The following is a 22,648-nucleotide window of genomic DNA, read 5'->3' as shown; positions in this document are numbered from 1 at the left end:
CGGTCCGTCCGCGCGTCACCGCAGCCGCCGTACCCGGGAGGTCCCGTGTCCCGCACCGCCCTTCGTATCTGTCCCCTGTGCGAGGCCACCTGCGGCCTGACGCTCACCATCGACGACGGCCGGGTCACCGGCGCCCGCGGCGACCGCGACGACGTGTTCAGCAAGGGCTTCATCTGCCCCAAGGGCGCCGCCTTCGGGGCCGTCGACTCCGACCCCGACCGGCTGCGCACCCCGCTCGTCCGCGTCGACGGGGAACTGCGCGAGGCCACCTGGGCGGAGGCGTTCGACGCCGTGGCCGCCGGGATACGGCCCGTCGTCGAGCGGCACGGACCGCACGCCGTCGGCCTCGTCCTGGGCAACCCCAACGTCCACACCGTGGCCGGCGCCCTCTACCCGCCCGTACTGATCGCCGGGCTCGGCACCCGCAGTCTGTTCACCGCCTCCACGGTCGACCAGATGCCCAAGCACGTCTCCAGCGGACTGCTCTTCGGTGACGCCAACGCCATCCCCGTACCCGACCTCGACCGCACCGACCACCTGCTGCTCATCGGTGCCAACCCCCTGGAGTCCAACGGCAGTCTGTGCACCGCCCCCGACTTCCCCGGCCGGCTCAAGGCGCTCAGGGCACGCGGCGGCACCCTCACCGTCATCGACCCGCGCCGCACCCGCACCGCCCGCCTCGCCGACCGGCACCTCGCCGTCCGCCCCGGCACCGACGCGCTGCTGCTCGCGGCGATGGCACACACCCTGTTCGACGAGGGCCTCGTCGACCCGGGGGAGCAGGCGCCGCACCTCCAGGGCCTGGACGACCTGGCCGCGGCGCTGCACGACTTCACCCCCGAAGCCGTGGCCCCCGCCTGCGACGTCGACGCCGCCACCCTCCGCACCCTCGCCCGGGAACTCGCCGCCGCCCCCACCGCCGCCGTCTACGGCCGCATCGGCAGCTGCACCGTCCCGCACGGCACCCTCGCCAGCTGGCTCGTCGACGTTCTCAACATCCTCACCGGCAACCTCGACCGGCCCGGCGGCGCCCTCTTCCCGCAGGCCGCCACCGACAGGACCCCGCGCCCCGCCGGACCCGGCCGCGGCTTCGCCCTCGGACGCTGGCACTCCCGGGTGAGCCGGCATCCCGAGGCCAAGGGGGAACTGCCGCTGGCCGCCCTCGCCGAGGAGATCGACACCCCCACCGACGACGGCGAGCCGGTACGCGCCCTCATCGCCGTCGCCGCCAACCCGGTGCTCTCCGCCCCGGACGGCGACCGGCTCGACAAGGCGCTCGGCTCACTAGACTTCATGGTCAGTGTCGACCCGTACCTCAACGAGACCTCACTCCACGCCGACGTCGTCCTGCCGCCGCCCCCGCCCGCGCAGAGCCCGCACCACGACTTCGCCTTCAACACCCTCGCCGTACGCAACCAGGTCCGCTACACCCGGCCCGCCGTCCCCCTGGAGCCCGGCCGCATGGCCGAGACCGAGATCCTGGCCCGGCTCGTCCTGGCCGCGACCGGCATGCACGGCGCCGACCCCGACGCCGTCGACGCCATGGTCGTCGACCAGACCCTCTCCAAGGCGGTCCGGGAGCCGCACTCCCCGGTCCACGGCCGCGACCCGAAGGAACTCGCCGCCCTGCTCACCGGCGGGAACGGCCCCGAACGGCGCCTCGACATGATGCTGCGCCTCGGCCCGTACGGCGACGGCTTCGGTGCCGACCCGGACGGGCTCACCCTGGAGAAACTGCTCGCCCACCCGCACGGCATCGACCTCGGCCCCCTGCGCCCGAGGCTGCCCCGGCCGCTGAAGACCCGCAGCGGCAAGGTGGAGCTGCTGCCGGACCCGATCGCCGCCGACCTCCCCCGGTTGCGCGCCGCCCTCGACGAACGCCCCGGTGGACTCGTCCTCGTCGGCCGCCGCCATCTGCGCTCCAACAACAGCTGGATGCACAACGTGCCCGCCCTCACCGGCGGCTCCAACCGCTGCACCCTGCACCTCCATCCCGGGGACGCCGAACGCCTCGGCGTACGGGACGGACAGCCGGTGCGGATCAAGGGCGCCGGGGGAGAGGTGACCGCCCCCGCCGAAATCACCGACGGCGTGCGCCCGGGGGTCGTGAGCCTGCCGCACGGCTGGGGCCACGACCGGCCCGGCACCCGCACCCGGCACGCCGCCGCCGACCCCGGCGCCAACGTCAACCAGCTCCTCGACGGCAGCCTCCTCGACCCGCTGTCGGGCAACGCCGTCCTCAACGGCTTCTCCGTCGAAGTGGCCCCGCTGACCGCCACCGTGACCGAAACGTTCGGCGCTCTGACCTGAGTAAAGCTGTGACCTGGGGTTTTGCGCTTATTGCTCGCAGGTCAACGTCTTGTTAACGCAGCTTCACGGAACCTAACGTCGACGCACCGCCGGCCCTGGTGGGAGTTCAAGGGCGAACGTTAGGTATCCACTCATGCTGACCATCCTCGGCTTCACCATGATCGCGACCTTCCTGGTCCTGATCATGCTGAAGAAGATGTCGCCGATCGCGGCGCTCGTGCTGATCCCCGCGCTGTTCTGCGTGTTCGTCGGCGAGGGCGCCCATCTCGGTGACTACGTCATCGACGGCGTCTCCACCCTCGCCCCCACCGCGGCGATGCTCATGTTCGCGATCGTCTACTTCGGTGTGATGATCGACGTCGGACTCTTCGACCCGATCGTCCGCGGCATCCTCCGGTTCTGCAAGGCGGACCCGATGCGGATCGTCGTCGGCACCGCGCTGCTCGCCGCGATCGTGTCGCTGGACGGCGACGGCTCCACCACCTTCATGATCACCGTCTCGGCGATGTACCCGCTGTACAAGCGCCTGAAGATGAGCCTGGTCGTGATGACCGGTGTCGCCGCCATGGCCAACGGCGTGATGAACACCCTCCCCTGGGGCGGCCCGACGGCCCGCGCGGCGACCGCGCTCAAGCTCGACGCCGGTGACATCTTCGTCCCGATGATCCCGGCCCTGCTGGTCGGTCTGCTGGGCGTCGTCGTCCTGGCGTACGTGCTCGGTCTGCGCGAGCGCAGGCGGTTGGGCGTGCTGACGCTGGACGAGGCGCTGGTGAAGGAGGGGGCAGAGGAGACGGAGACCGTGCCGGTCGGCGCGGGTTCCGCCGGCGGCTTCGGCACGGGCGCCCGGCCGGTGGGCGGTTCTGGCGCCGGCACGGACGCCGACGCCGGGGACGACGACGACTTCCAGGGCCTCGACCCGGCCCGCCCCACGCTGCGTCCCAAGCTCTACTGGTTCAACGCGCTGCTCACGGTCGCCCTGCTCGCCGCGATGATCATGGAGTTGCTGCCGATCCCGGTGCTGTTCCTGCTCGGCGCCGCCCTCGCGCTCTCCGTCAACTTCCCGCACCTCCCCGACCAGAAGGCCCGTCTCGCGGCCCACGCCGACAACGTCCTCAACGTCTCCGGCATGGTCTTCGCCGCCGCCGTCTTCACCGGCGTCCTGCAGGGCACCGGCATGGTCGACCACATGGCCACATGGCTGGTGGACACCATCCCCGACGGCATGGGCCCGCACATGGCCCTGGTCACCGGTGTGCTGAGCCTGCCGCTGACGTACTTCATGTCCAACGACGGCTTCTACTTCGGTGTCCTGCCCGTCCTCGCCGAAGCCGGCGCCGCGCACGGCGTCTCCCCGCTGGAGATGGCCCGCGCCTCCCTCGTCGGCCAGCCGCTGCACATGTCCAGCCCGCTCGTCCCCGCGGTGTACGTCCTGGTCGGCATGGCCAGGGTCGAATTCGGCGACCACACCCGGTTCGTGGTGAAGTGGGCGGCCATGATCTGCCTGGTGATCCTCGCGGCCGGAATCCTGTTCGGCATCATCTGACCGTTCCGGCCCGTCTCAGGAAGGACCCGATCATGGCGCCCGGTGGGAACCGCGGCTGGCTGCTCCGCCTCGTCATCGCCTTCGGCTTCGCGCAGGGGGCGGTGTCGATGGCCCGGCCCGCCGTCTCCTACCGGGCGCTGGCACTGGGCGCGGACGAGCGGGCGGTCGGTGTGATCGCGGGCGTGTACGCGCTGCTGCCGCTGTTCGCCGCCGTACCGCTCGGCCGGCGCACCGACCACGGCCGCTGCGCGCCCCTGCTCCCGGTCGGCGTGGTGCTCATCTCCGGCGGCTGCGCGCTGAGCGGCCTCGCCGGCTCACTGTGGACGATGGCCCTGTGGAGCGGGGTGATGGGTCTTGGCCACCTCTGCTTCGTCATCGGCGCGCAGTCCCTCGTCGCCCGCCAGTCCGCGCCGCACGACCAGGACCGCAACTTCGGCCACTTCACCATCGGCGCCTCGCTCGGCCAGCTGGTCGGCCCCGTCGCGGCGGGCGCGCTGATCGGCGCGGACATGGCCCGCACCAGCGCGCTCGCCCTGCTGGTGGCGGGGGCGGGCGGCGCCGTCGCGCTCACCTCGCTGTGGCGCATAGAGCGGCCCGGGACCCCGGAGTCCCGTGAGGGGCAGGGGGCACGGGCGCCGGTGCGGGACATCCTGCGGGCCCGGGGCGTCCCCGCGGGCATCCTCATCAGCCTGGCCGTGCTGTCCGCGACCGACATCCTCACCGCCTACCTCCCGGTGGTCGGCGAGCACCGGGGCATCGACCCGGCCGTCGTCGGCCTGCTGCTCAGCCTCCGCGCGGCGGCCACCATCGCCTGCCGACTGGTGCTCACCCCGCTGCTGCGCCTGCTCGGCCGTACGGTGCTGCTGACGGTGACCTGCCTGCTGGCGGCGCTGCTGTGCGCGGGCGTCGCGCTGCCGCTGCCGGTCTGGGCGCTGGCCCTGGTCCTGGCCGTCCTCGGGTTCTGCCTGGGCGTCGGCCAGCCGCTGTCCATGACGACGGTCGTCCAGGCCGCCCCCGCCGAGGCCCGCTCCACCGCCCTCGCCCTGCGCCTCACCGGAAACCGTCTGGGCCAGGTCGCAGCGCCCGCGGCGGCGGGCCTGATCGCGGGAGTCGCGGGCGTGGCGGCCCCGTTCGTGATGCTCGGCGCCCTGCTGTTCCTGGCTTCGGGCGTCGCCCTGCGCACCCCGTCCCGACCGACGGAGGACCCGCCCTCCGCCCGGAGGAGCGCCGAGGCCCGCCCCCGGCGCCGTACGGCTCGCTAGCCGGTGCCCGGCGGGCGCGTCCGCACCGGCAGGATGGCGCGATCGCATACGCCGCCCACCGAGAGGCGGACCGTGCACACATACGCCATGCGTCCATAGGCCGTGCACACATAGAGGCCGTGCACACATAGAGGGGGACCATATGTTTCTGCTCGTCCTGTCCGGTGTCCTCGCCCTCGCCGTCGGCGGATGCGTCTGCGTCGTCCGGGCGGCCCGCGGCGGCCCGCGGCGGTCCGCGCTGGACGCGCTGGACGCGCGGGGTGGCGAAGGCGGCCCTGACGGCGGGCGAACTGCTCCGGTCGAGCCGTTCGAACGGCCGCACGGGAAGCGGCGACGGCGGGGACGACTGACGCGGAACACCGGTCACTCCACTGAATCCGGGCGTCCGCTTTCTCACCTGCTGGACCGGAGCGCCCTGATCCCGCCCGGCATCTTCCCCCGGCTGCTACTTTCCGTTAGCTTCCGTGACTCACACGCCCCGTGCGGCCCGCACGGGGCGTTCCGAACGCGGAGCACCAGCGCCCTGATCCGCCCCCGGGGGCACCCTCATGACACGCGCCATCTCCCTGCACGACGTGAGCAAGGCATACACGCGAGGCGTCCACGTGGTGGACCGGCTGTCGCTGGACATCGCACCCGGCGAATTCCTCGTCCTGCTCGGGCCCTCCGGCTGCGGCAAGTCCACCGTGCTCCGGATGATCGCCGGACTGGAGGACATCGACGGGGGCCGGCTGTTCCTCGACGGCGAGTACGGCAACGACCTGCCCCCCTCCGACCGGGACATGGCGATGGTGTTCCAGAACTTCGCCCTGTACCCGAGCATGACCAGCCGCGACAACATAGGCTTCCCGCTGCGCATCGAGTCCCCCGGCGCCGACCCGGCCCCGCGCGTGGACGCCACCGCCCGCATGCTCGGCATCGAGGAGCTCCTCGACCGCTTCCCCGCCCAGCTCTCCGGCGGTGAACGCCAGCGCGTCGCCATGGGCCGGGCCATCGCCCGCCACCCCTCCGCCTTCCTGATGGACGAGCCGCTGTCCAACCTCGACGCCAAGCTCCGCAACCATCTGCGCGCCGAGATCTCCCAGCTCACCCGGGAGCTGGGCGTCACCACCGTCTACGTCACCCACGACCAGTCCGAGGCCATGTCCCTCGGCGATCGCGTCGCCGTACTGCGCGGCGGCGTCCTCCAGCAGGTCGGCACCCCGCGCACGGTGTACTCCCTGCCGAGCAACGTCTTCGTCGCCGCGTTCATCGGCACCCCGCGCATCAATCTGCTGCGCGGCCTGGTGCGCGCCCCGCTCGACGGGGCGATGACCGTCAGCCTCGGCAAACAGTTCCTGCGGCTGCCCGAACCGCTGTCCCTGGACCATCAGCTGCTGAGGGTGCAGCAGGGCCGCGAGGTCATCGTGGGCCTGCGCTCGGAGGCCGTACGGATCGCCAAGCCGTCCGCCGCGCGGACCGGCGAGGTGGCGCTCACCGGCCTGGTGGAGCACCTGGAGTTCCAGGGCCACGAGGTCCTCGTCCACTTCAACACCGGCTCCCGCCCCGCCGTCGTCCCCGACCTCGAGGCTCCGCGCCCGCGGCCCGAGCGCCCGGCCCGGCGCCGCCGCCGCGAGGGCACGGTCCTGCACCGGTTGCGGGAACGGGCCGGGGCGCTGCGTGCGGGGCCGGTGGCGACGCCGGAAGGGCCGGACCCGGCCGCCGCCTCCACCGAGCCGCGCCTGCCCGGCGACCTCATCGTCCGCACCACCCCCGACATCCGTCTCCGGCACGGCATGCAGGTACCGCTCCTGGTCGACCTCGCCCACCTCTTCGTCTTCGACCAGAGCGGCGAACGGATCTGTCCGAATCCGGCACGGCTGCCCGACCTGGAGGAGTGACACGGGCGTGTGGAGACCTCTGGCGCGGGAAAACTAACACCGCTAGTTTAGGACTCTCGCACGAACTGAGCGGTCGGACACCGACGCCCCGTCCCGGAGGAAGCGCGATGAAGGCATACGACGGCATGTACATCGACGGCGCCTGGCGCCCCGCCGCCGGCCCGGACGTGATCGAAGTGGTGAACCCGGCCGACGAACAGGTGATCGCCACCGTCCCCGCGGGCACCGTGGAGGACGTCGACGCCGCCGTGCGCGCCGCCCGCGCCGCCCTTCCCGGATGGGCCGCCACCCCGCCCGCCGAGCGCGCCGCCCGGCTGGCCGCGCTGCGGGACGTGCTCGTGGCCCGGCAGGACGAGATCGCCGAGACGGTGACCGCCGAACTCGGCTCGCCCCTGAAGCTCTCGGGGGCCGTCCACGCGGGTGTGCCGATCGCCGTGACCGGCTCGTACGCCGAGCTGGCTGCGACGTACGCCTTCGAGGAGAGGACGGGCAACTCGACGATCCTCCACGAGCCCGTCGGTGTGGTCGGCGCGATCACCCCCTGGAACTACCCGCTGCACCAGATCGTCGCCAAGACCGCCCCCGCCCTCGCGGCCGGCTGCACCGTCGTCGTCAAGCCCGCCGAGGACACCCCGCTGGTCGCGCGGCTGTTCGCGGAGGCCGTGCACGAGGCCGGCATCCCGGCGGGCGTGTTCAACCTCGTCACCGGCCTCGGCCCGGTGGCCGGGCAGGCCCTGGCCGAACACCCGGGCGTCGACCTGGTCTCCTTCACCGGCTCCACCGCCGTCGGCCGCCGCATCGGCGCGATCGCGACCGGCATGGTGAAGAAGGTCGCCCTGGAACTCGGCGGCAAGTCCGCCAACGTCATCCTGCCGAGTGCCGACCTGGCCCGCGCGGTGAACGTCGGCGTCGCCAACGTCATGTCCAACTCCGGCCAGACCTGCAGCGCCTGGACCCGCATGCTGGTCCACCACGACCGGTACGACGAGGCCGTGGAACTCGCCGCGGCCGCCGCCGCGAAGTACGGCGACCGCATCGGCCCGCTCGTCAACGCCAAGCAGCAGGAACGCGTGCGCGGTTACATCGAGAAGGGCGTCGCCGAGGGTGCCCGGCTGGTCGCGGGCGGCCCCGGCTCCCCGCACGAGAAGGGCTACCACGTCAGCCCCACGGTCTTCGCCGACGTCACCCCGGAGATGACCATCGCCCAGGAGGAGATCTTCGGCCCCGTGCTGTCGATCCTGCGCTACACGGACGAGGAGGACGCCCTGCGCATCGCCAACGGCACCGTCTACGGCCTGGCCGGCGCCGTCTGGGCCGGAGACGAGGCGGAGGCGGTGGCCTTCGCCCGCCGCATGGAGACCGGTCAGGTCGACATCAACGGCGGCCGCTTCAACCCCCTCGCGCCCTTCGGCGGTTACAAGCAGTCCGGTGTGGGCCGCGAACTCGGCACGCACGGCCTGACCGAGTACCTCCAGACCAAGTCCCTCCAGTTCTAGGGGAGTCGTCGCCACCATGGCCGTACGTGCCGCTGTTCTGCCCGCCGTCGGTGCCCCGCTGGAGATCACCGGGATCGACCTGCCCGAACCCGGCCCCGGCCGGGTCCGCGTCCGGCTCGCCGCCGCCGGGGTCTGCCACTCCGACCTGTCCCTGTCCGACGGCACCATGCGCCTGCCGGTCCCGGCCGTCCTCGGCCACGAGGGCGCCGGCACGGTCGTCGCCGTCGGCGAGGGCGTCACCCATGTCGCGCCCGGTGACGGCGTGGTCCTCAACTGGGCGCCCTCCTGCGGTACCTGCCCCGCCTGCGCGCGCGGCGAGGTCTGGTTGTGCGCGGGCGCCCTGGCCGGCGCCGCCGAGGTGCACGCCCGTCGCGCCGACGACGGCACCGACCTGTACCCCGGGCTGAACGTCGCCGCGTTCGCCGAGGAGACGGTGGTGCCCGCGTCCTGCGTGCTGCCCGCCCCGGACGGCGTCCCGCTCACCGACGCCGCGCTCCTGGGCTGCGCGGTGCTCACCGGCTACGGCGCCGTCCACCACTCCGCGCGGGTCCGGCCGGGGGAGACGGTCGCGGTGTTCGGCGTCGGGGGAGTGGGCCTCGCGGCGCTCCAGTCGGCCCGGATCGCGGGCGCGTCCACGATCGTCGCGGTCGACGTCTCCCCGGAGAAGGAGGAGCTCGCCCGGTCCGCGGGCGCCACCGACTACCTCGTCGCCTCCGACACCACCGCCCGGCGGATCCGCGCCCTCACCGGCAAGGAGGGCGTGGACGTGGCCGTGGAGTGCGTCGGCCGAGCGACCACCATCCGCACGGCCTGGGAATCCACCCGGCGCGGCGGACGCACCACGGTCGTCGGCATCGGCGGCAAGGACCAGCAGGTCACCTTCAACGCCCTGGAGATCTTCCACTGGGGCCGGACCCTCTCCGGCTGCGTCTACGGCAACTCCGACCCGGCCCGGGACCTCCCGGTCCTCGCCGAGCACATCCGGGCCGGCCGTCTCGACCTGGGCGCCCTGGTCACCGGACGCATCGCCCTGGACGACATCCCGGCCGCCTTCGACAACATGCTGGCGGGCAAGGGCGGACGGGCGCTGGTGGTGTTCTAGGGGGCGTTGTCCGGATCTTGCCGGGGCCCGGAAACGGCCGCCCCCCGGCCGGGCTCGCGGGCGGTCTCCTCCCGGGCGACCGGGGGCGCGGCCCCCCGCGCCGCCGTCCCCGGCCGGGACCGGGACACCGCCACGCCGGCGAGACACAGGACACCGCCCACCAGCGTGAGCGGGCCCGGGACCTCGCCGAGCGCCAGCCAGGACATCAGCACGACCAGCGCGGGCACCGCGTACGTCGTCGCGCCCATCCGGCTCGCGGTCGTACGGGCCAGTGCGTAGGCCCAGGTGGTGAAGGCCAGGGCGGTCGGGAAGACGCCCAGGTAGACCATGTTGAGCGTGGCGGGGACGGGCGCGTCGGCGGCCTCCTCCACGAGCCGCCCGGCGAACGGCAGACAGGCCACCGCCCCGACCAGGCACCCGTACGTCGTCACCTGCAGCGGGCTCGCCGTGCCCAGCGCCGGCTTCTGCGCGACCACCCCGCCCGCGTAGGCCACGGCCGCCAGCAGGCACAGCATCACCCCGAGCACCGAGGACCCGCCCCCGCCGGACATCGACAGTCCCACGGTCACCGCACCGGCGAACGCCACGGCCATCCCCGCCAGCAGCCTCGGCGGCATCGAGTCCCCGAGCAGCCGGGCCCCGAGCAGCGCGATGAGGATCGGCCCGATGTTCACCACCAGCGCCGCCGTGCCGGCGTCGACCTGCTGCTCGCCCCAGTTCAGGGCCACCATGTAGAACCCGAACCAGAGCACCCCCGATATCAGGATCCCGCGCCAGGCCGGCCGGGGCGGCAGCCCCTCCCGGCGCAGCAGACAGATCACCCCCAGTGTCAGCGCGCCGGCCAGCAGCCGCCCGAGCGCGAGCGCCCCCGGCGAGTACGCGGCCCCCGCACTGCGGATGGACACGAAGGCGGATGCCCACAGCACGACGGTGACACCGGCCGCGCAGGCCGCGAGCACCTCCGTGCGACGGACGGGGTGAGAGACGGGGGAGGGCATCATGCTCCTGAGGCTAGGAGGATCAAGGGGCGGGACGCTCGCGGATTCCGGACGGGGCCCGGCCGTCACCGGAGAGTCCGCGCGTCGATCCCCAGCAGCTCGGACAGCGCGCGTTCGCCCGCTTCCGTCACCTTCACCGCCCGCCCGGAGCCGATGCGCACGCACCACCCCGTCCCCAGGGCGTGCCGGCACAGGGCCGCGCCCGCCACTCCGGCGAGGTGGGGCCGGCGCTCCGTCCAGTCCAGGCAGGCGCGGGCCAGCGGACGGCGGCCCCGGCGGTCCAGGCCGATGCCCGCCGCGGAGAACCAGCGCACGCCCGCGTCCGTGAGCGCGAACCCGGTGTCCTGGAGCAGCAGTCCCCGCGCGGTGAGGGCGTCCGTGACGGCTGTGCCGAGCCGTCCGGCGAGATGGTCGTAGCAGGTCCGCCCACGGGCCATGGCCGACCCGGCGCCCGCCTGCCGCAGCGTGCGCGGGCGTTCGGCGGCATCCGAGGCCACCTGCGCGGCCAGGTCCTCCACCAGCTGCGCGCCCCGTGCGTCGGCCAGCCGTACGTACCGGTGCCGCCCCTGCCGTTCCTCGGCCAGCAGCCCGCCCGCGACCAGTTTGCCCAGGTGCTCGCTCAGCGTGGACGCGGCGACACCGGCGTGCCGGGCCAGCTCGCCGGCCGTCCAGGCCCGCCCGTCCAGCAGTGCCAGCAGACACGCGGCCCGCGTCTCGTCCGCGACCAGCGACGCGAACCGCGCGAGACCGGCCGCCCGGGGATCCTTGGTGGTCATGCCTCCAGCATGCGGCACGGACACTTCGGCCCTCACCGAAGTGTCCGCGCCCCGGAGGGGTGCGGGACCGTGCCGACGTGCGGCTACCGCCGCGTGGGCGCGACCGACCACTACGGCGCCCTGAAGGGGCGCGGGGAACTGCGCGACCAGCCACGACAGTGCCGCGGACGATCGACGGCACATCACCGCACCCCAGCGGAGCGTTCAGGCGCCGGCCCGCACCTGCTCGTACTGCAGCGCCAGCCCGTCCAGCAGCGCCGTCAGCCCTGTCCCGAAGGCCCGTTCGTCGATCCTCTCCTGCCGCTCGGCGAGCAGATGGGCCTGCCCGAGGTGCGGGTAGTCGGCGGGGTCGTAGGCGCCGGCGTCGTCCACGAAGCCGCCCGCGAAGGAGCCGAGCGCGGAGCCCATGATGAAGTAGCGCATCAGCGCGCCGATGGAGGTGGCCTGCGCGGGCGGCCAGCCGGCCTCGACCATCGCGCCGTAGACCGCGTCGGCCAGTCGCAGCGCCGCCGGACGGCGGCCCGGACCGCGGGCCAGGACCGGGACGATGTTCGGGTGGTCGCGCAGCGCGGCCCGGTAGGAGACCGCCCAGTCGTGCAGCGCGGTCCGCCAGCTCCGGCCGTCCTCGAACATCGACAGGTCGACCAGCGCGCTCACCGAGTCGGCCACCGCCTCCAGGATCTCGTCCTTGGTGCGGAAGTGGTTGTAGAGCGAGGGCCCGCTCACCCCCAGTTCCGCGGCGAGTCGGCGGGTGGAGACGGCCGCGAGGCCCTCCGCGTCCACCAGCGCACGGGCCGTACCGACGATCCGGTCGGTGCTGAGGAGGGGCTTGCGCGGTCGGGCCATGGCGCACATAGTAGGACCGCGACAGGAAACTAGCAGTGCTAATTTAAATGTGCACGTTCTTGGGATGTGCGCGGCAAGTGGATCTCACATGGGGTGACTCGGTATGAACCTGGAGCTCAGCGAGGAGCAGGAGGCCGTCCGCCGGCTCGCCCGGGACTTCGTGGAGCGCGAGGTCGTGCCCCACGCCACCGCCTGGGACCGCGCCGAGGAGGTCGACCGCGGCATCGTGAAGAAGCTCGGCGGGGTCGGCTTCCTGGGGCTGACGATCGACGAGGAGTACGGCGGCAGCGGCGGCGACCATCTCGCGTACTGCCTGGTCACCGAGGAACTGGGCCGCGGCGACTCGTCCGTGCGCGGCATCGTCTCCGTCTCCCTCGGCCTGGTCGCCAAGACGATCGCCGCCTGGGGGAGCGAGGAGCAGAAGCGCGCCTGGCTGCCGGGCCTCACCTCCGGGGAGTGCGTCGGCTGCTTCGGCCTCACCGAGCCGGGCACCGGCTCCGACGCCGGCAACCTCACCGCGCGGGCGGTCCGTGAGGGCGACCACTACGTCGTCAACGGCACCAAGATGTTCATCACCAACGGCACCTGGGCCGACGTCGTCCTGCTGTTCGCCCGCTCCACCGACGCCCCCGGCCACAAGGGCGTCTCCGCCTTCCTCGTCCCCACCGACACGCCCGGACTGACCCGCCGCGCCATCCACGGCAAGCTGGGCCTGCGCGGCCAGGCCACCGCCGAGCTGGTCCTCGAGGACGTGCGCGTGCCCGCCTCCGCGATGCTGGGTGAGGAGGGCAAGGGCTTCTCCGTCGCCATGTCCGCCCTCGCCAAGGGCCGGATGTCGGTCGCGGCCGGCTGCGTCGGCATAGCCCAGGCCGCTCTGGACGCGGCCGTGCGCTACGCGGGGGAGCGCGAGCAGTTCGGGAAGAGTATCGCCCGTCACCAGCTCGTCCAGGAGCTGATCAGCGACATCGCCGTGGACGTCGACGCGGCCCGGCTGCTCACCTGGCGGGTCGCCGACCTGATCGACCGGGGCCGGCCCTTCGCCGTCGAGTCCTCCAAGGCCAAACTGTTCGCCTCGGAGGCGGCCGTCCGCGCCGCCAACAACGCCCTGCAGGTCTTCGGCGGCTACGGCTACATCGACGAGTACCCGGCCGGCAAACTCCTGCGCGACGCGCGCGTGATGACCCTCTACGAGGGCACCAGCCAGATCCAGAAACTGGTCATCGGCCGTGCGCTCACCGGGGTTTCGGCGTTCTGAGTACGCTCTGAGTACCTGAGCGGATGTGGCCGCGGCCGCATCCGCCGATCCTTGTCCCCATGAGCGACACACCGGTCAAGCAGCAGAGTACGGCCGCCTTCTACGGTCAGGCCGTCGCGTCCTTCGGAGTGGCCATGGGCGCCACCGCGGTCGGCATCTTCAACCTCGACACCGACTCCTGGGTCCGCGCCTTCCTGGGCATCGCCGTCCTGTACCTCGTCACCTCCGCCTTCACCCTGGCCAAGGTCATCCGCGACCGCCAGGAGGCCGGGCAGATCGTCAACCGGGTCGACCAGGCCCGCCTGGAGAAGCTGCTCGCCGAGCACGACCCGCTGCAGAAGCTGTGACGACGGGCACGCTAAGCGAGCGCTCACTCTTGCCGGTATGGTGTTACCCCTGCCAGCGAACGAGGTGAGCGATGAGTACGGCGGAGGAGACGGCCGGCGCCGAGGCGCAACCGTGGGGTGAGGTCACGCCCGACGCGGCCCGGCGGTTGCTGCTCGCCGCCGTGGAGGCGTTCGCGGAGCGCGGCTACCACGCCACGACGACCCGCGACATCGCGGGCCGTGCCGGGATGAGCCCGGCCGCGCTCTACATCCACTACAAGACCAAGGAAGAGCTGCTCCACCGCATCAGCAGGATCGGCCACGAGAAGGCCGTCGAGATCCTGCGCACGGCGGCCCGCGCCGAGGGCAGCCCGACCCGGCGGCTCGCCGAAGCGGTCAGCTCCTTCGTCCGCTGGCACGCGGGGGGCCGCACCACCGCCAGGGTCGTGCAGTACGAGCTCGACTCGCTCGGCCCCGAGGCCCGCGCCGAGATCCTCGGACTGCGCCGGCAGGTCGACGCCGAGGTGCGCGGGATCATCGAGGAGGGTGTGCGCTCCGGCGAGTTCGACGTCATCGACGTACAGGGCACCACGCTCGCCGTGCTCTCCCTGTGCATCGACGTGGCCCGCTGGTTCAACGTCGACGGCCCCCGCACCCCCGAGGAGGTCGGCGCGCTCTACGCCGACCTCGTGCTCAGGATGGTCGGGGCCGGGGAAGCCGGCCCCGCTCAGAGGTAGTACCGGGCCACCGACTCGGCGACGCACACCGGCTTGTCGCCGCCCTCGCGCTCCACGGTGAACGCCGTGGCCACCTGGACGCCGCCCGGCACCTCGTCGACGGCAGTGATCGTCGCGGTGGCGCGCACCCGCGAGCCGACCGGGACCGGGGCGGGGAAGCGCACCTTGTTGGTGCCGTAGTTGACGCCCATCCTCACGCCCTCGACGGAGATCAGCTGCGGGCCGAACAGCGGCAGCAGCGACAGCGTCAGGTAGCCGTGCGCGATGGTCGTCCCGAACGGCCCCGCCGCGGCCTTCTCCGGGTCGACGTGGATCCACTGGTGGTCCCCGGTGGCCTCGGCGAACAGGTCGATCCGCTTCTGGTCGACCTCCAGCCAGTCGGTGTACCCCAGCTGCTCGCCCACCGCCGCCTTCAGGTCGTCGACGGAGGTGAAGATCCTCGGCTCTGCCATGTCCCGGCCTCTCGCGTCACGTAGTCGCAGCGCACCGGTGTGCGCATGCCTAAGCAACTGCTTAGCATGGTGTGCCGGGCGGTCCCTGTCAACGACAGCCGGCCGCCGGACGGGTGGGTAGGGTTCGGGGGTGCACCGGATACCCGAGAAGATCCACGAGCTCACGGTCGGCCAGCTCTCCGCCCGCAGCGGCGCCGCCGTCTCGGCCCTGCACTTCTACGAGGCCAAGGGCCTGATCAGCAGTCGCCGCACCGCGGGCAACCAGCGCCGCTACAGCCGTGACACCCTGCGCCGGGTCGCCTTCGTCCGCGCCGCCCAGCGCGTCGGCATCCCGCTCGCCACGATCCGCGAGGCGCTCGCCGAGCTGCCCGAGGAGCGCACGCCGACGCGGGACGACTGGGCGCGGCTTTCCGAGGCGTGGCGCTCGGAGCTGGATGAACGTATTCGGCAGCTCGACCGTCTGCGCGATCACCTCACGGACTGCATCGGCTGCGGCTGCCTCTCGCTGGACAGCTGCGTCCTGTCCAACCCGGACGACGTCTTCGGTGAACGCCTGACGGGGTCCCGGCTGCTGGCGGAGAACAGCGGCGCGCGCCGCGGCGACGCGCCCAAGGGCGGCGGCTGACCCCTTGCGGGTTCGCACGCCACGGCGCCCGGGGTGGGCGGCGGGGTCCGCCGGCCGGCGTTCGCCGGGTGCCTCCCCCGGAGGGGGACCCCAGCGTCCACCCGTGCCGCCCTGGGGGTACCTCCCGGGGCGCCGGGGGAGGCACGGCTGTGCGGGACGGGTGTCCGCGGTGGCGTGGGAGCGCAGGGTCGGGGGCCGGTGCGCGCGGTCCGGCAGGGGCGAAGCGGGCGGCGGCCGCCGGGGCTGCCGCCCCGCCCGCTCACTCGTACTCCGTGCCGCCCTTGCGGGTCAGATACGCCGGGCTCACGGCCTTCGCTATGGCGCGGCCACCGGTCACCGGGCTGTGGCGTTCGACGGCCGGGCGGATCACCACGCCCTCGCGCAGGTGCAGCTCCCGCCCGGAGACCGTCTCGCGGCCACTGGCGATCTCCAGCACCCGCTCACCGTCGTACGGGCCCGTGAACAGCCGGGGCACCAGCGGCAGCCGTCCGCCCAGCAGTTCCGCCGCGTCCAGCCAGCGCACCCGGCCGTCGATCTCCGCCGACACGTCGAACACGGCGTACCCGAGAGTGTCGCGCCGCCCGTCCGCGCCGTATGCCAGGTCCTGCACCCCCGCGCCGTACACCTCGCCGAAGACACCGACCCGCCGGGCCCCCAGCCGTGCGGCGAGGTCCGCCGCGGCCTCGGCGACACCGTGACCGCGCACCGCCCGCCAGTACAGGTTGCGCGGGTCCTCCTTCAGCGCCAGCGACTTCGCGCCGAACCCCTTGGACGAGACGTACACCCGGTCCTCCTCGGCGGAGTACGTCAGCAGACAGGCCGTGCCGTGCAGCTTCTCCGTGAGCACCACGGGCTCGCCGGGAGCGAAGATCTCCGGGTAGCGCTGGATGTTCTCGATGTCGACCCAGGGCAGCAGCCCGGCCGCGGACTCCACCTCGCCGCTCATCGTCGGCGGGACGGGTGGCACCCACTTGGTGATGCCGAGCAGCTCCGTGAAGTCGGTGCCGTCCGCGGCGGCCCGTACGAGGTCGACGTCCGCGAGCGCCTCCGGCCGGCACACGATGCCCTGCGACAGTTCGCCGCGCAGCCGGATCGCCTTGACCCGGTCGCGGTTACCGCCCGCCAGGCGGCCGGTCAGACCCAGCTCCTCGATCAGCGCGGCCGGCAGCACGGACTGCTCGGGAATGTAGACCGCGGCATCACCCGTGCGGTACGCGCCCTTGGCGACGACGGCCCGGTACAGGCCCACCTGGGCCAGTTCGAGGGCGTCGGCGCCCGGGTGTTCGTGGACGGTCAGGACTTCGGCGGTGACGCGCAGCGTCGACATCAGGACAGCTCCAGGGCTCTCAGGTGTGTTTCATCGCCCCCACTGTCCGTGGAACAAAGCCCTGGAACGAGCGATTTAGCACCTGCTACCGTCCACGGAGCCGACGGGGGTGCGGCATCCCCGGCGCACCCCCGCGCCCCCGTTGCTCCCTGTCTCTCAGGCCGACACCAGCAGCCTCACCCTGCGGGCGTCCGCCAGGGCTTCGGGGGTGAGCACGGGGCGCGGTACCAGGATTCCGCAGTCCGTGCAGACCGGGCCCGTCGACGGCTCGTGGTCCAGGTCGAAGCGCCACATGAGCCGTTCCCCCCGGCACACGGGGCAGGCCGTACCCGGCTCGCGCTCCAGCGCGGCTATCAGCCGCCGCAGCACCTCGGCCAGCGGCTCGCGCGGATGCACCCGCGGATCGTCGCACCAGGCCACACCGAAACCGCCCCAGGTCAGCCGGTGCCAGTCGTCCACACTGCCCGGCCTGCGCAGCCCGTCGTGCTTCTCCTTCCTGCGGCGCTCGGCGAACTCCACCTCATAGGCCAGCCAGACCGCCCGGGCCTCCTCCAGCTCCTCCAGTGCGGCCACGAGCCGCGCCGGGTCGACGGAGCGGTCCTCGGGATCGAACCCGGCCCGCGAGCACAGATGGTCCCAGGTCGCCCTGTGCCCGTAAGGAGCGAATCGCTCCAGGCACTTGCGCAGCGAATAGCGCCGCAGTGCCAGATCGCACCGCGGATCTCGGACCTGTCTCGCCAGACTCCGGAAACCGGCCATCGTCCTGCACCTCCGTCACACCTGCACCTGTAATCCGGTCACTTCGGCGTCGTCGAAAGGACGTCGCCGAATAGACGTATCGACACGCGAATCGGCTCCATCCTTTTTCGATGGCCCCATCAGCCGGCCGCGGGGGCTCACGGACCAACTCCCGCGACCCCTGCTTCAGTTGTGGTCGTTCACGGGGATACCGGCGGTAACCCGCCCCGTGTCCTCCCCGCGGGGAGAAGCCCTTCCTCGTCAGCCTGAGAACTCCCGGCGGCTTCCACGGGTTCCTGAAGACCCCGCCGATATGCACGCCCGACGCAAAACGGCGGCGAGCCGCTGCCCGCCGCCGTCCCGCACCACCCGCTCAGCGGTAGAGCAGGTACTCCCGCCGCGTCCTTCGGAACTCCGCCAGCTCCTCCTGCCAGCCGGCCACCACCTCGTCCGTGCCCGCGCCCGCGTCGATCATGGTGCGCACGCGCGCGGAGCCCGTGAGCTTGTCGATCCAGTTGTCCGGGCGCCAGGCGAAACCGCTCCACGACCGCTTGGCGGTGATCAGCAGTCCGATCCCCGTCCGCACCGGATCGAACGCCTCCCGGTCGTGCACATGCAGCTGGACGCCCCCGACGGTCTTCCCCTGGAACTTGGAGAACACCGGCGCGAAGTACGCCTCCCGCAAGCGCACGCCCCCCAGCCCCAGCGCGTTCGCCCCGTCCGCCCAGCGCCCGTCGACCCCCTCCGCCCCCAGCAGCTCGAACGGCCGGGTGGTCCCGCGCCCCTCCGACAGGTTCGTCCCCTCGAACAGGCACGTCCCCGGGTACACCAGCGCCGTCTCCGGAGTCGGCATGTTCGGGCTCGGCGGCACCCACGGCAGCCCGGAGGCGTCGTAGAAGTCCGACCGCCTCCAGCCCGACATCCGTACGGTCTCCAGCGGCACCGGCACCGTCAGGAACTCCCCGTTGAACAGCAGCGCCAGCTCCGCCACCGTCATCCCGTGCGCCTGCGAGACGGGCTGCCGGCCGACGAACGTCGCGAACTCCTTGTGCAGCACCGGGCCCAGCGCGGCCCGTCCGGTGACAGGGTTCGGCCGGTCGAGGACGACGAACCGCCTGCCCGCGAGTGCGGCCGCCTCCATGCAGTCGAACAGCGTCCAGATGTACGTGTAGAAGCGCGCACCGACGTCCTGGATGTCGAAGACGACCGTGTCCACACCGGACGCCGTGAAGACGTCGGCGAGTGCCTGACCGCTCTTCAGATACGTGTCGTAGACCGGCAGGCCGGTCGCCGGGTCGTCGTAACGGCCCTCCGAGCCGCCCGCCTGGGCGGTGCCCCGGAAGCCGTGCTCGGGTCCGAAGACGGCGGTCAGGTCCACCCGGTCGTCGGCGTGCATGACGTCGACGATGTGCCGCGCCTCCCGGGTGATGCCCGTCGGGTTGGTGACCACGCCCACGCGCCGGCCGTCGAGCAGTCCGTAGCCGTCCGCGGCGAGCCGTTCGAACCCGGTGCGCAGCCTCCGGCCATCCCCGTGCGCCGGACCGGAAGCGGCGGCGGCCGGCGCGGCGGAGGCCGCGACCGCGGCCGTGGTGGTGGCGAGCAGGCTCCGTCTGGACAGCTTCATGCGGTGACCTCCGTGATCGCGGCGGGTGTCATGCGCACGCACGCTAGCGCGCATGACCGCCCCGGGGAACGAACCGGACCGACCCCGCGGGGAACATCCCTTCCACCGGGCATACCGACCGGTTAGTCTGACGCCGGAACCGCTGGGAGCCGCGTCGAAGGAGACCGATGGTGCAAGCCGAGCAGGGTGCGAAGGTGGTTGTCACGGGAGCCGGGGGCGGCATCGGGGCGGCGCTCGCCCGCCGCTTCGCCGACCGGGGGGCGCGGGTCGTCGTCAACGACCTGGACGCCGACCGCGCGAAGGCCGTCGCCGAGGAGATCGGGGGCCTGGCCGTTGTGGGCGACGCCTCCTCGGTCGTCGCCGAGGCCCGTGAGGCGCTCGGCGGCACGGTCGACGTGTACTGCGCCAACGCGGGCGTCGGCCGTGACGGCGGGGAGCCCGGCGAACCGCTCGACGAGCAGGGCTGGGCGCTCTCCTGGGACGTCAACGTCATGGCGCACGTCCGCGCGGCGCACGCACTGCTCCCGGACTGGCTGGAGCGCGGCAGCGGACGCTTCGTCTCCACCGTCTCCGCCGCCGGACTGCTCACCATGATCGGCACCGCCCCCTACAGCGTCACCAAGCACGGCGCCTACGCCTTCGCCGAATGGCTGTCACTGACGTACCGCCACCGCGGGGTGAAGGTCCACGCGATCTGCCCGCAGGGCGTGCGCACCGACATGCTCGACGCCAGCGGCAGCGCGGGCGACCTGGTGCTCAAGCCGACCGCGATCGAACCGGAGGACGTGGCCGACGCCCTCTTCCGGGGCATCGAGGAGGACCGCTTCCTGATCCTTCCGCACCCCGAGGTCGCCGAGTACTACCGGGCGCGCGCCGCCGAGCCGGACCGCTGGCTCTCCGGCATGAACCGCCTCCAGCAGCAGTGGGAGGCGACCCGGTGACCGCCTCCCGCTACGCCGCCAAGCCCTGGCTGGCCCTCCTCACCGACGCCCAGCGCGCCCCCATGGAGCCCGCCGGCTCCCTGGTCCACGCCCTGCGCCGCGCGGTGTCCGAGACCCCCGACCGCACCTTCCTCGCCTACTTCGACGGCCGCCTGACCTATCGCGAGGCCGACGAGCTCAGCGACTCCGTCGCAGGCCACCTCGCCGCGCGCGGCCTGGAGCGCGGCGAGCGGGTGGCGATCCTGCTGCAGAACTCCCCGCTCTTCGTCCTCGCCCTGCTCGGCGCCTGGAAGGCGGGCGCGGTCGTCGTGCCCGTCAACCCGATGTACAAGTCCGGCGAGGTGACCCACGTCCTGCGGGACGCCGACGTGGCCGCGCTGATCTGCTCCGACCGGGCCTGGGAGTCGTACCTGCGCGACACGGCCGCCGGCTCGCCCGTGCGGATCGTGCTCACCGGCTGCGAGCTGGACTTCCAGACCCGCGGTGACACGCGCGTGCTCACCTTCGAGCGGCTCCCGGGGGCCCCGGACACCGACGACCTCACCACCGTCGCCCGCCAGGACCGGCCGGCCCCCGAGCACCGCGACCCCGCCCCCGGCGACACCGCGCTGATCAGCTACACCTCGGGCACCAGCGGCACCCCCAAGGGAGCCACCAACACGCACGGCAACATCATGTACAACGCCGAGCGGCAGCGTACGGGGCTCGGCCTGCCCGAGGCGCCCGTCTACTTCGCGCTGGCGCCCCTGTTCCACATCACCGGCATGGTCTGCCAGCTCGGCGCCTGCCTCGACAGCGCGGGCACCCTCGTCCTGGCGTACCGCTTCGAGCCGGGCGTGGTCCTGGACGCCTTCGCCGAGCACCGGCCGCACTACACCGTCGGCCCGTCCACCGCCTTCATGGCGCTGGCCGCCCACCCCGACGCGAGCCGCGACCACTTCTCCTCCTTCCGGGTGATCTCCTCCGGCGGCGCCCCGCTGCCGCCCGCCCTGGTGGAGAGGTTCCGGGCCGGCTTCGGGCCGTACATCCGCAACGGCTACGGGCTGACCGAGTGCACCGCCCCCTGCGCCTCCGTCCCGCCGCACCTGGAGGCGCCGGTCGACGAGGCCTCCGGGACGCTGGCCGTCGGCGTGCCGGGCCCCGACACCCTCGTACGGATCGTCGACGAACGGGGCGAGGAGGTGCCCTTCGGCGAGCAGGGCGAGATCGTCGTGCGCGGACCGCAGGTCGTGCCCGGGTACTGGCAGCGGCCCGACGCCACCGCCGAGACCTTCCCGGACGGTGAACTGCGCACCGGCGACATCGGCTTCATGGACCCCGAGGGCTGGCTGTACGTCGTCGACCGCAAGAAGGACATGATCAACGCGTCCGGTTTCAAGGTGTGGCCGCGCGAGGTCGAGGACGTGCTCTACACCCACCCGGCGGTGCGCGAGGCGGCCGTCGTGGGCGTGCCCGACGGGTACCGCGGGGAGACCGTCAAGGCCTTCATCAGTCTGCGCCCCGGCGCCGGCGCGGACCCGGCCGCGCTCGCCGCGTACTGCAGGGAGAGACTGGCCGCCTACAAGTATCCGCGCCAGGTGGAGATCCTGCCGGACCTGCCGAAGACGGCCAGTGGGAAGATCCTCCGGCGGGAACTGCGTTCCCTGACCCACGACAACTAGCAGCGACACGGAAAGGCGGGTGGCGGCAGTGCCCAGGACGACGGACGGTGACGGGGCCCCTGTACCGCAGCGGCTCCTGGCCGCCGCCACCCGGCTCTTCGCCGAGCGGGGCTACGACCGCACCTCGGTGCAGGAGATCGTCGAGGCGGCCGGCGTCACCAAGGGGGCGCTCTACCACTACTTCGGCTCCAAGGACGACCTGCTGCACGAGGTGTACGCGCGGGTGCTGCGCCTCCAGCAGGAACGCCTGGACCACTTCGCGGACGCCGACGAGCCGATCGAGAAGCGGCTGCGCGGCGCGGCGGCGGACGTCGTCGTCACCACGATCGAGAACCTCGACGACGCGTCGATCTTCTTCCGCTCCATGCACCACCTCGGCCCGGAGAAGAACAAGCAGGTGCGCGCCGAGCGCCGCCGCTACCACGAACGCTTCCGCGCGCTGATCGAGGAGGGCCAGCGGGAGGGCGTCTTCTCCACGGCGACCCCGGCCGACCTGGTGGTCGACTACCACTTCGGCTCCGTGCACCACCTGTCGACCTGGTACCGCCCCGACGGCCCGCTCGGCCCGCAGGAGGTCGCCGACCACCTGGCGGACCTGCTGCTGCGGGCCCTGCGTCCCTGAGGACACCCCCCCGGGGGGGGGGGGGGGGGGGGGGGGGGGGGGGGGGCGCGCGGGGGCGCGCGGGGCGGGGGGGGGGGGGAGGCGGGGCGGCCGCCGCGCCGGGGGGGGGCGCGGGGGGGGGGGGGGC

General features: G+C 73.0%; 20 protein-coding genes. 13 read left to right on the top strand and 7 right to left on the bottom strand.

All coding sequences use genetic code 11. The features are described from left to right. Nucleotides 1–45: 45 nt before the first annotated feature. The 6 genes from ACH4VX_RS21385 (at nt 46) to ACH4VX_RS21360 (ending at nt 9,593) form a co-directional block, all read left to right on the top strand. Nucleotides 46–2,310 carry a molybdopterin-dependent oxidoreductase gene (locus ACH4VX_RS21385; protein WP_398369126.1) on the top strand — a complete coding sequence of 755 codons (2,265 nt, stop codon included), beginning with the start codon at nt 46–48 and terminating at the stop codon, nt 2,308–2,310. 133 nt (nt 2,311–2,443) lie between these two features. Next, the gene (locus tag ACH4VX_RS21380) at nt 2,444–3,853 is read left to right on the top strand and encodes a CitMHS family transporter (protein ID WP_398369124.1); all 1,410 of its coding nucleotides are present in this window, start codon (nt 2,444–2,446) and stop codon (nt 3,851–3,853) included. Between the two features lie 32 nt (nt 3,854–3,885). Beyond that, a complete protein-coding gene (locus tag ACH4VX_RS21375) occupies nt 3,886–5,115 on the top strand; it encodes an MFS transporter (RefSeq protein WP_398369122.1) in 1,230 nt (409 codons plus the stop codon). Nucleotides 5,116–5,663: 548 nt separating this feature from the next. Continuing rightward, nucleotides 5,664–6,995, top strand: a complete 1,332-nt coding sequence (locus ACH4VX_RS21370) for an ABC transporter ATP-binding protein (protein ID WP_398369120.1) — start codon at nt 5,664–5,666, stop codon at nt 6,993–6,995. Between the two features lie 107 nt (nt 6,996–7,102). After that, nucleotides 7,103–8,491, top strand: coding sequence for an aldehyde dehydrogenase family protein (locus ACH4VX_RS21365; RefSeq protein ID WP_398369119.1), 1,389 nt, complete (start codon nt 7,103–7,105; stop codon nt 8,489–8,491). A gap of 16 nt (nt 8,492–8,507) precedes the next feature. Beyond that, complete coding sequence (locus ACH4VX_RS21360) at nt 8,508–9,593, top strand: Zn-dependent alcohol dehydrogenase (protein ID WP_398369117.1); 1,086 nt, start codon at nt 8,508–8,510, stop codon at nt 9,591–9,593. Here the strand turns inward: ACH4VX_RS21360 and ACH4VX_RS21355 are convergent. The 3 genes from ACH4VX_RS21355 to ACH4VX_RS21345 all read right to left on the bottom strand — a co-directional run bounded on the left by ACH4VX_RS21355 (nt 9,590) and on the right by ACH4VX_RS21345 (nt 12,213). Then, a complete protein-coding gene (locus ACH4VX_RS21355) occupies nt 9,590–10,594 on the bottom strand; it encodes a DMT family transporter (RefSeq protein ID WP_398369115.1) in 1,005 nt (334 codons plus the stop codon). The two genes, ACH4VX_RS21360 and ACH4VX_RS21355, sit on opposite strands and share 4 nt — an antisense overlap. A gap of 62 nt (nt 10,595–10,656) precedes the next feature. Then, on the bottom strand, nt 10,657–11,367 hold the full coding sequence (locus ACH4VX_RS21350) for an ArsR/SmtB family transcription factor (protein ID WP_398369113.1): 711 nt from the start codon (nt 11,365–11,367) through the stop codon (nt 10,657–10,659). A 204-nt stretch (nt 11,368–11,571) separates the two neighbouring features. After that, on the bottom strand, nt 11,572–12,213 hold the full coding sequence (locus ACH4VX_RS21345; RefSeq protein ID WP_398369111.1) for a TetR/AcrR family transcriptional regulator: 642 nt from the start codon (nt 12,211–12,213) through the stop codon (nt 11,572–11,574). Between the two features lie 103 nt (nt 12,214–12,316). Here ACH4VX_RS21345 and ACH4VX_RS21340 point away from each other — a divergent pair, with 103 nt between their 5' ends. From ACH4VX_RS21340 to ACH4VX_RS21330, 3 genes are all read left to right on the top strand, one after another. Next, complete coding sequence (locus ACH4VX_RS21340; RefSeq protein ID WP_398369110.1) at nt 12,317–13,468, top strand: acyl-CoA dehydrogenase family protein; 1,152 nt, start codon at nt 12,317–12,319, stop codon at nt 13,466–13,468. Nucleotides 13,469–13,527: 59 nt separating this feature from the next. Further along, entirely contained in the window at nt 13,528–13,815 is a 288-nt protein-coding gene (locus tag ACH4VX_RS21335; protein WP_384717094.1) for a YiaA/YiaB family inner membrane protein, read from the top strand. Nucleotides 13,816–13,886: 71 nt separating this feature from the next. Beyond that, on the top strand, nt 13,887–14,531 hold the full coding sequence (locus tag ACH4VX_RS21330) for a TetR/AcrR family transcriptional regulator (RefSeq protein ID WP_398369108.1): 645 nt from the start codon (nt 13,887–13,889) through the stop codon (nt 14,529–14,531). Here ACH4VX_RS21330 and ACH4VX_RS21325 read toward each other — a convergent pair. After that, the gene (locus ACH4VX_RS21325) at nt 14,522–14,983 is read right to left on the bottom strand and encodes a MaoC family dehydratase (RefSeq protein ID WP_398369107.1); all 462 of its coding nucleotides are present in this window, start codon (nt 14,981–14,983) and stop codon (nt 14,522–14,524) included. The two genes, ACH4VX_RS21330 and ACH4VX_RS21325, sit on opposite strands and share 10 nt — an antisense overlap. 130 nt (nt 14,984–15,113) lie before the next feature. Between ACH4VX_RS21325 and soxR the strand changes: the two genes are divergently transcribed. Further along, complete coding sequence (gene soxR / locus ACH4VX_RS21320) at nt 15,114–15,608, top strand: redox-sensitive transcriptional activator SoxR (protein ID WP_398369105.1); 495 nt, start codon at nt 15,114–15,116, stop codon at nt 15,606–15,608. A gap of 259 nt (nt 15,609–15,867) precedes the next feature. On the opposite strand, the gene ACH4VX_RS21315 is transcribed toward soxR, so the two are convergent. From ACH4VX_RS21315 to ACH4VX_RS21305, 3 genes are all read right to left on the bottom strand, one after another. Then, complete coding sequence (locus tag ACH4VX_RS21315) at nt 15,868–16,935, bottom strand: RNA ligase (ATP) (RefSeq protein WP_398369103.1); 1,068 nt, start codon at nt 16,933–16,935, stop codon at nt 15,868–15,870. Nucleotides 16,936–17,091: 156 nt separating this feature from the next. Continuing rightward, nucleotides 17,092–17,694, bottom strand: a complete 603-nt coding sequence (locus ACH4VX_RS21310; RefSeq protein WP_398369102.1) for a hypothetical protein — start codon at nt 17,692–17,694, stop codon at nt 17,092–17,094. A 352-nt stretch (nt 17,695–18,046) separates the two neighbouring features. Beyond that, entirely contained in the window at nt 18,047–19,297 is a 1,251-nt protein-coding gene (locus ACH4VX_RS21305; protein ID WP_398369100.1) for an exo-beta-N-acetylmuramidase NamZ domain-containing protein, read from the bottom strand. 167 nt (nt 19,298–19,464) lie between these two features. On the opposite strand from ACH4VX_RS21305, the gene ACH4VX_RS21300 reads away from it, so the two are divergent. The 3 genes from ACH4VX_RS21300 to ACH4VX_RS21290 are packed head-to-tail and all read left to right on the top strand — an operon-like array spanning nt 19,465 to nt 22,521. Next, nucleotides 19,465–20,238: an SDR family oxidoreductase gene (locus ACH4VX_RS21300; RefSeq protein WP_398369098.1), complete on the top strand. Its 774-nt coding sequence runs from the start codon at nt 19,465–19,467 to the stop codon at nt 20,236–20,238. After that, complete coding sequence (locus ACH4VX_RS21295; protein ID WP_398369097.1) at nt 20,235–21,899, top strand: class I adenylate-forming enzyme family protein; 1,665 nt, start codon at nt 20,235–20,237, stop codon at nt 21,897–21,899. The genes ACH4VX_RS21300 and ACH4VX_RS21295 overlap by 4 nt, the downstream gene beginning before the upstream one ends. A 28-nt stretch (nt 21,900–21,927) precedes the next feature. Further along, the gene (locus tag ACH4VX_RS21290; protein ID WP_398369095.1) at nt 21,928–22,521 is read left to right on the top strand and encodes a TetR/AcrR family transcriptional regulator; all 594 of its coding nucleotides are present in this window, start codon (nt 21,928–21,930) and stop codon (nt 22,519–22,521) included. Nucleotides 22,522–22,648 lie beyond the last annotated feature (127 nt).

The organism is Streptomyces sp. NPDC020731, from assembly GCF_044334705.1.
In the GTDB taxonomy this organism is placed as follows: Bacteria; Actinomycetota; Actinomycetes; order Streptomycetales; family Streptomycetaceae; genus Streptomyces.
This window is presented reverse-complemented; position numbering and strand designations above follow the sequence as displayed.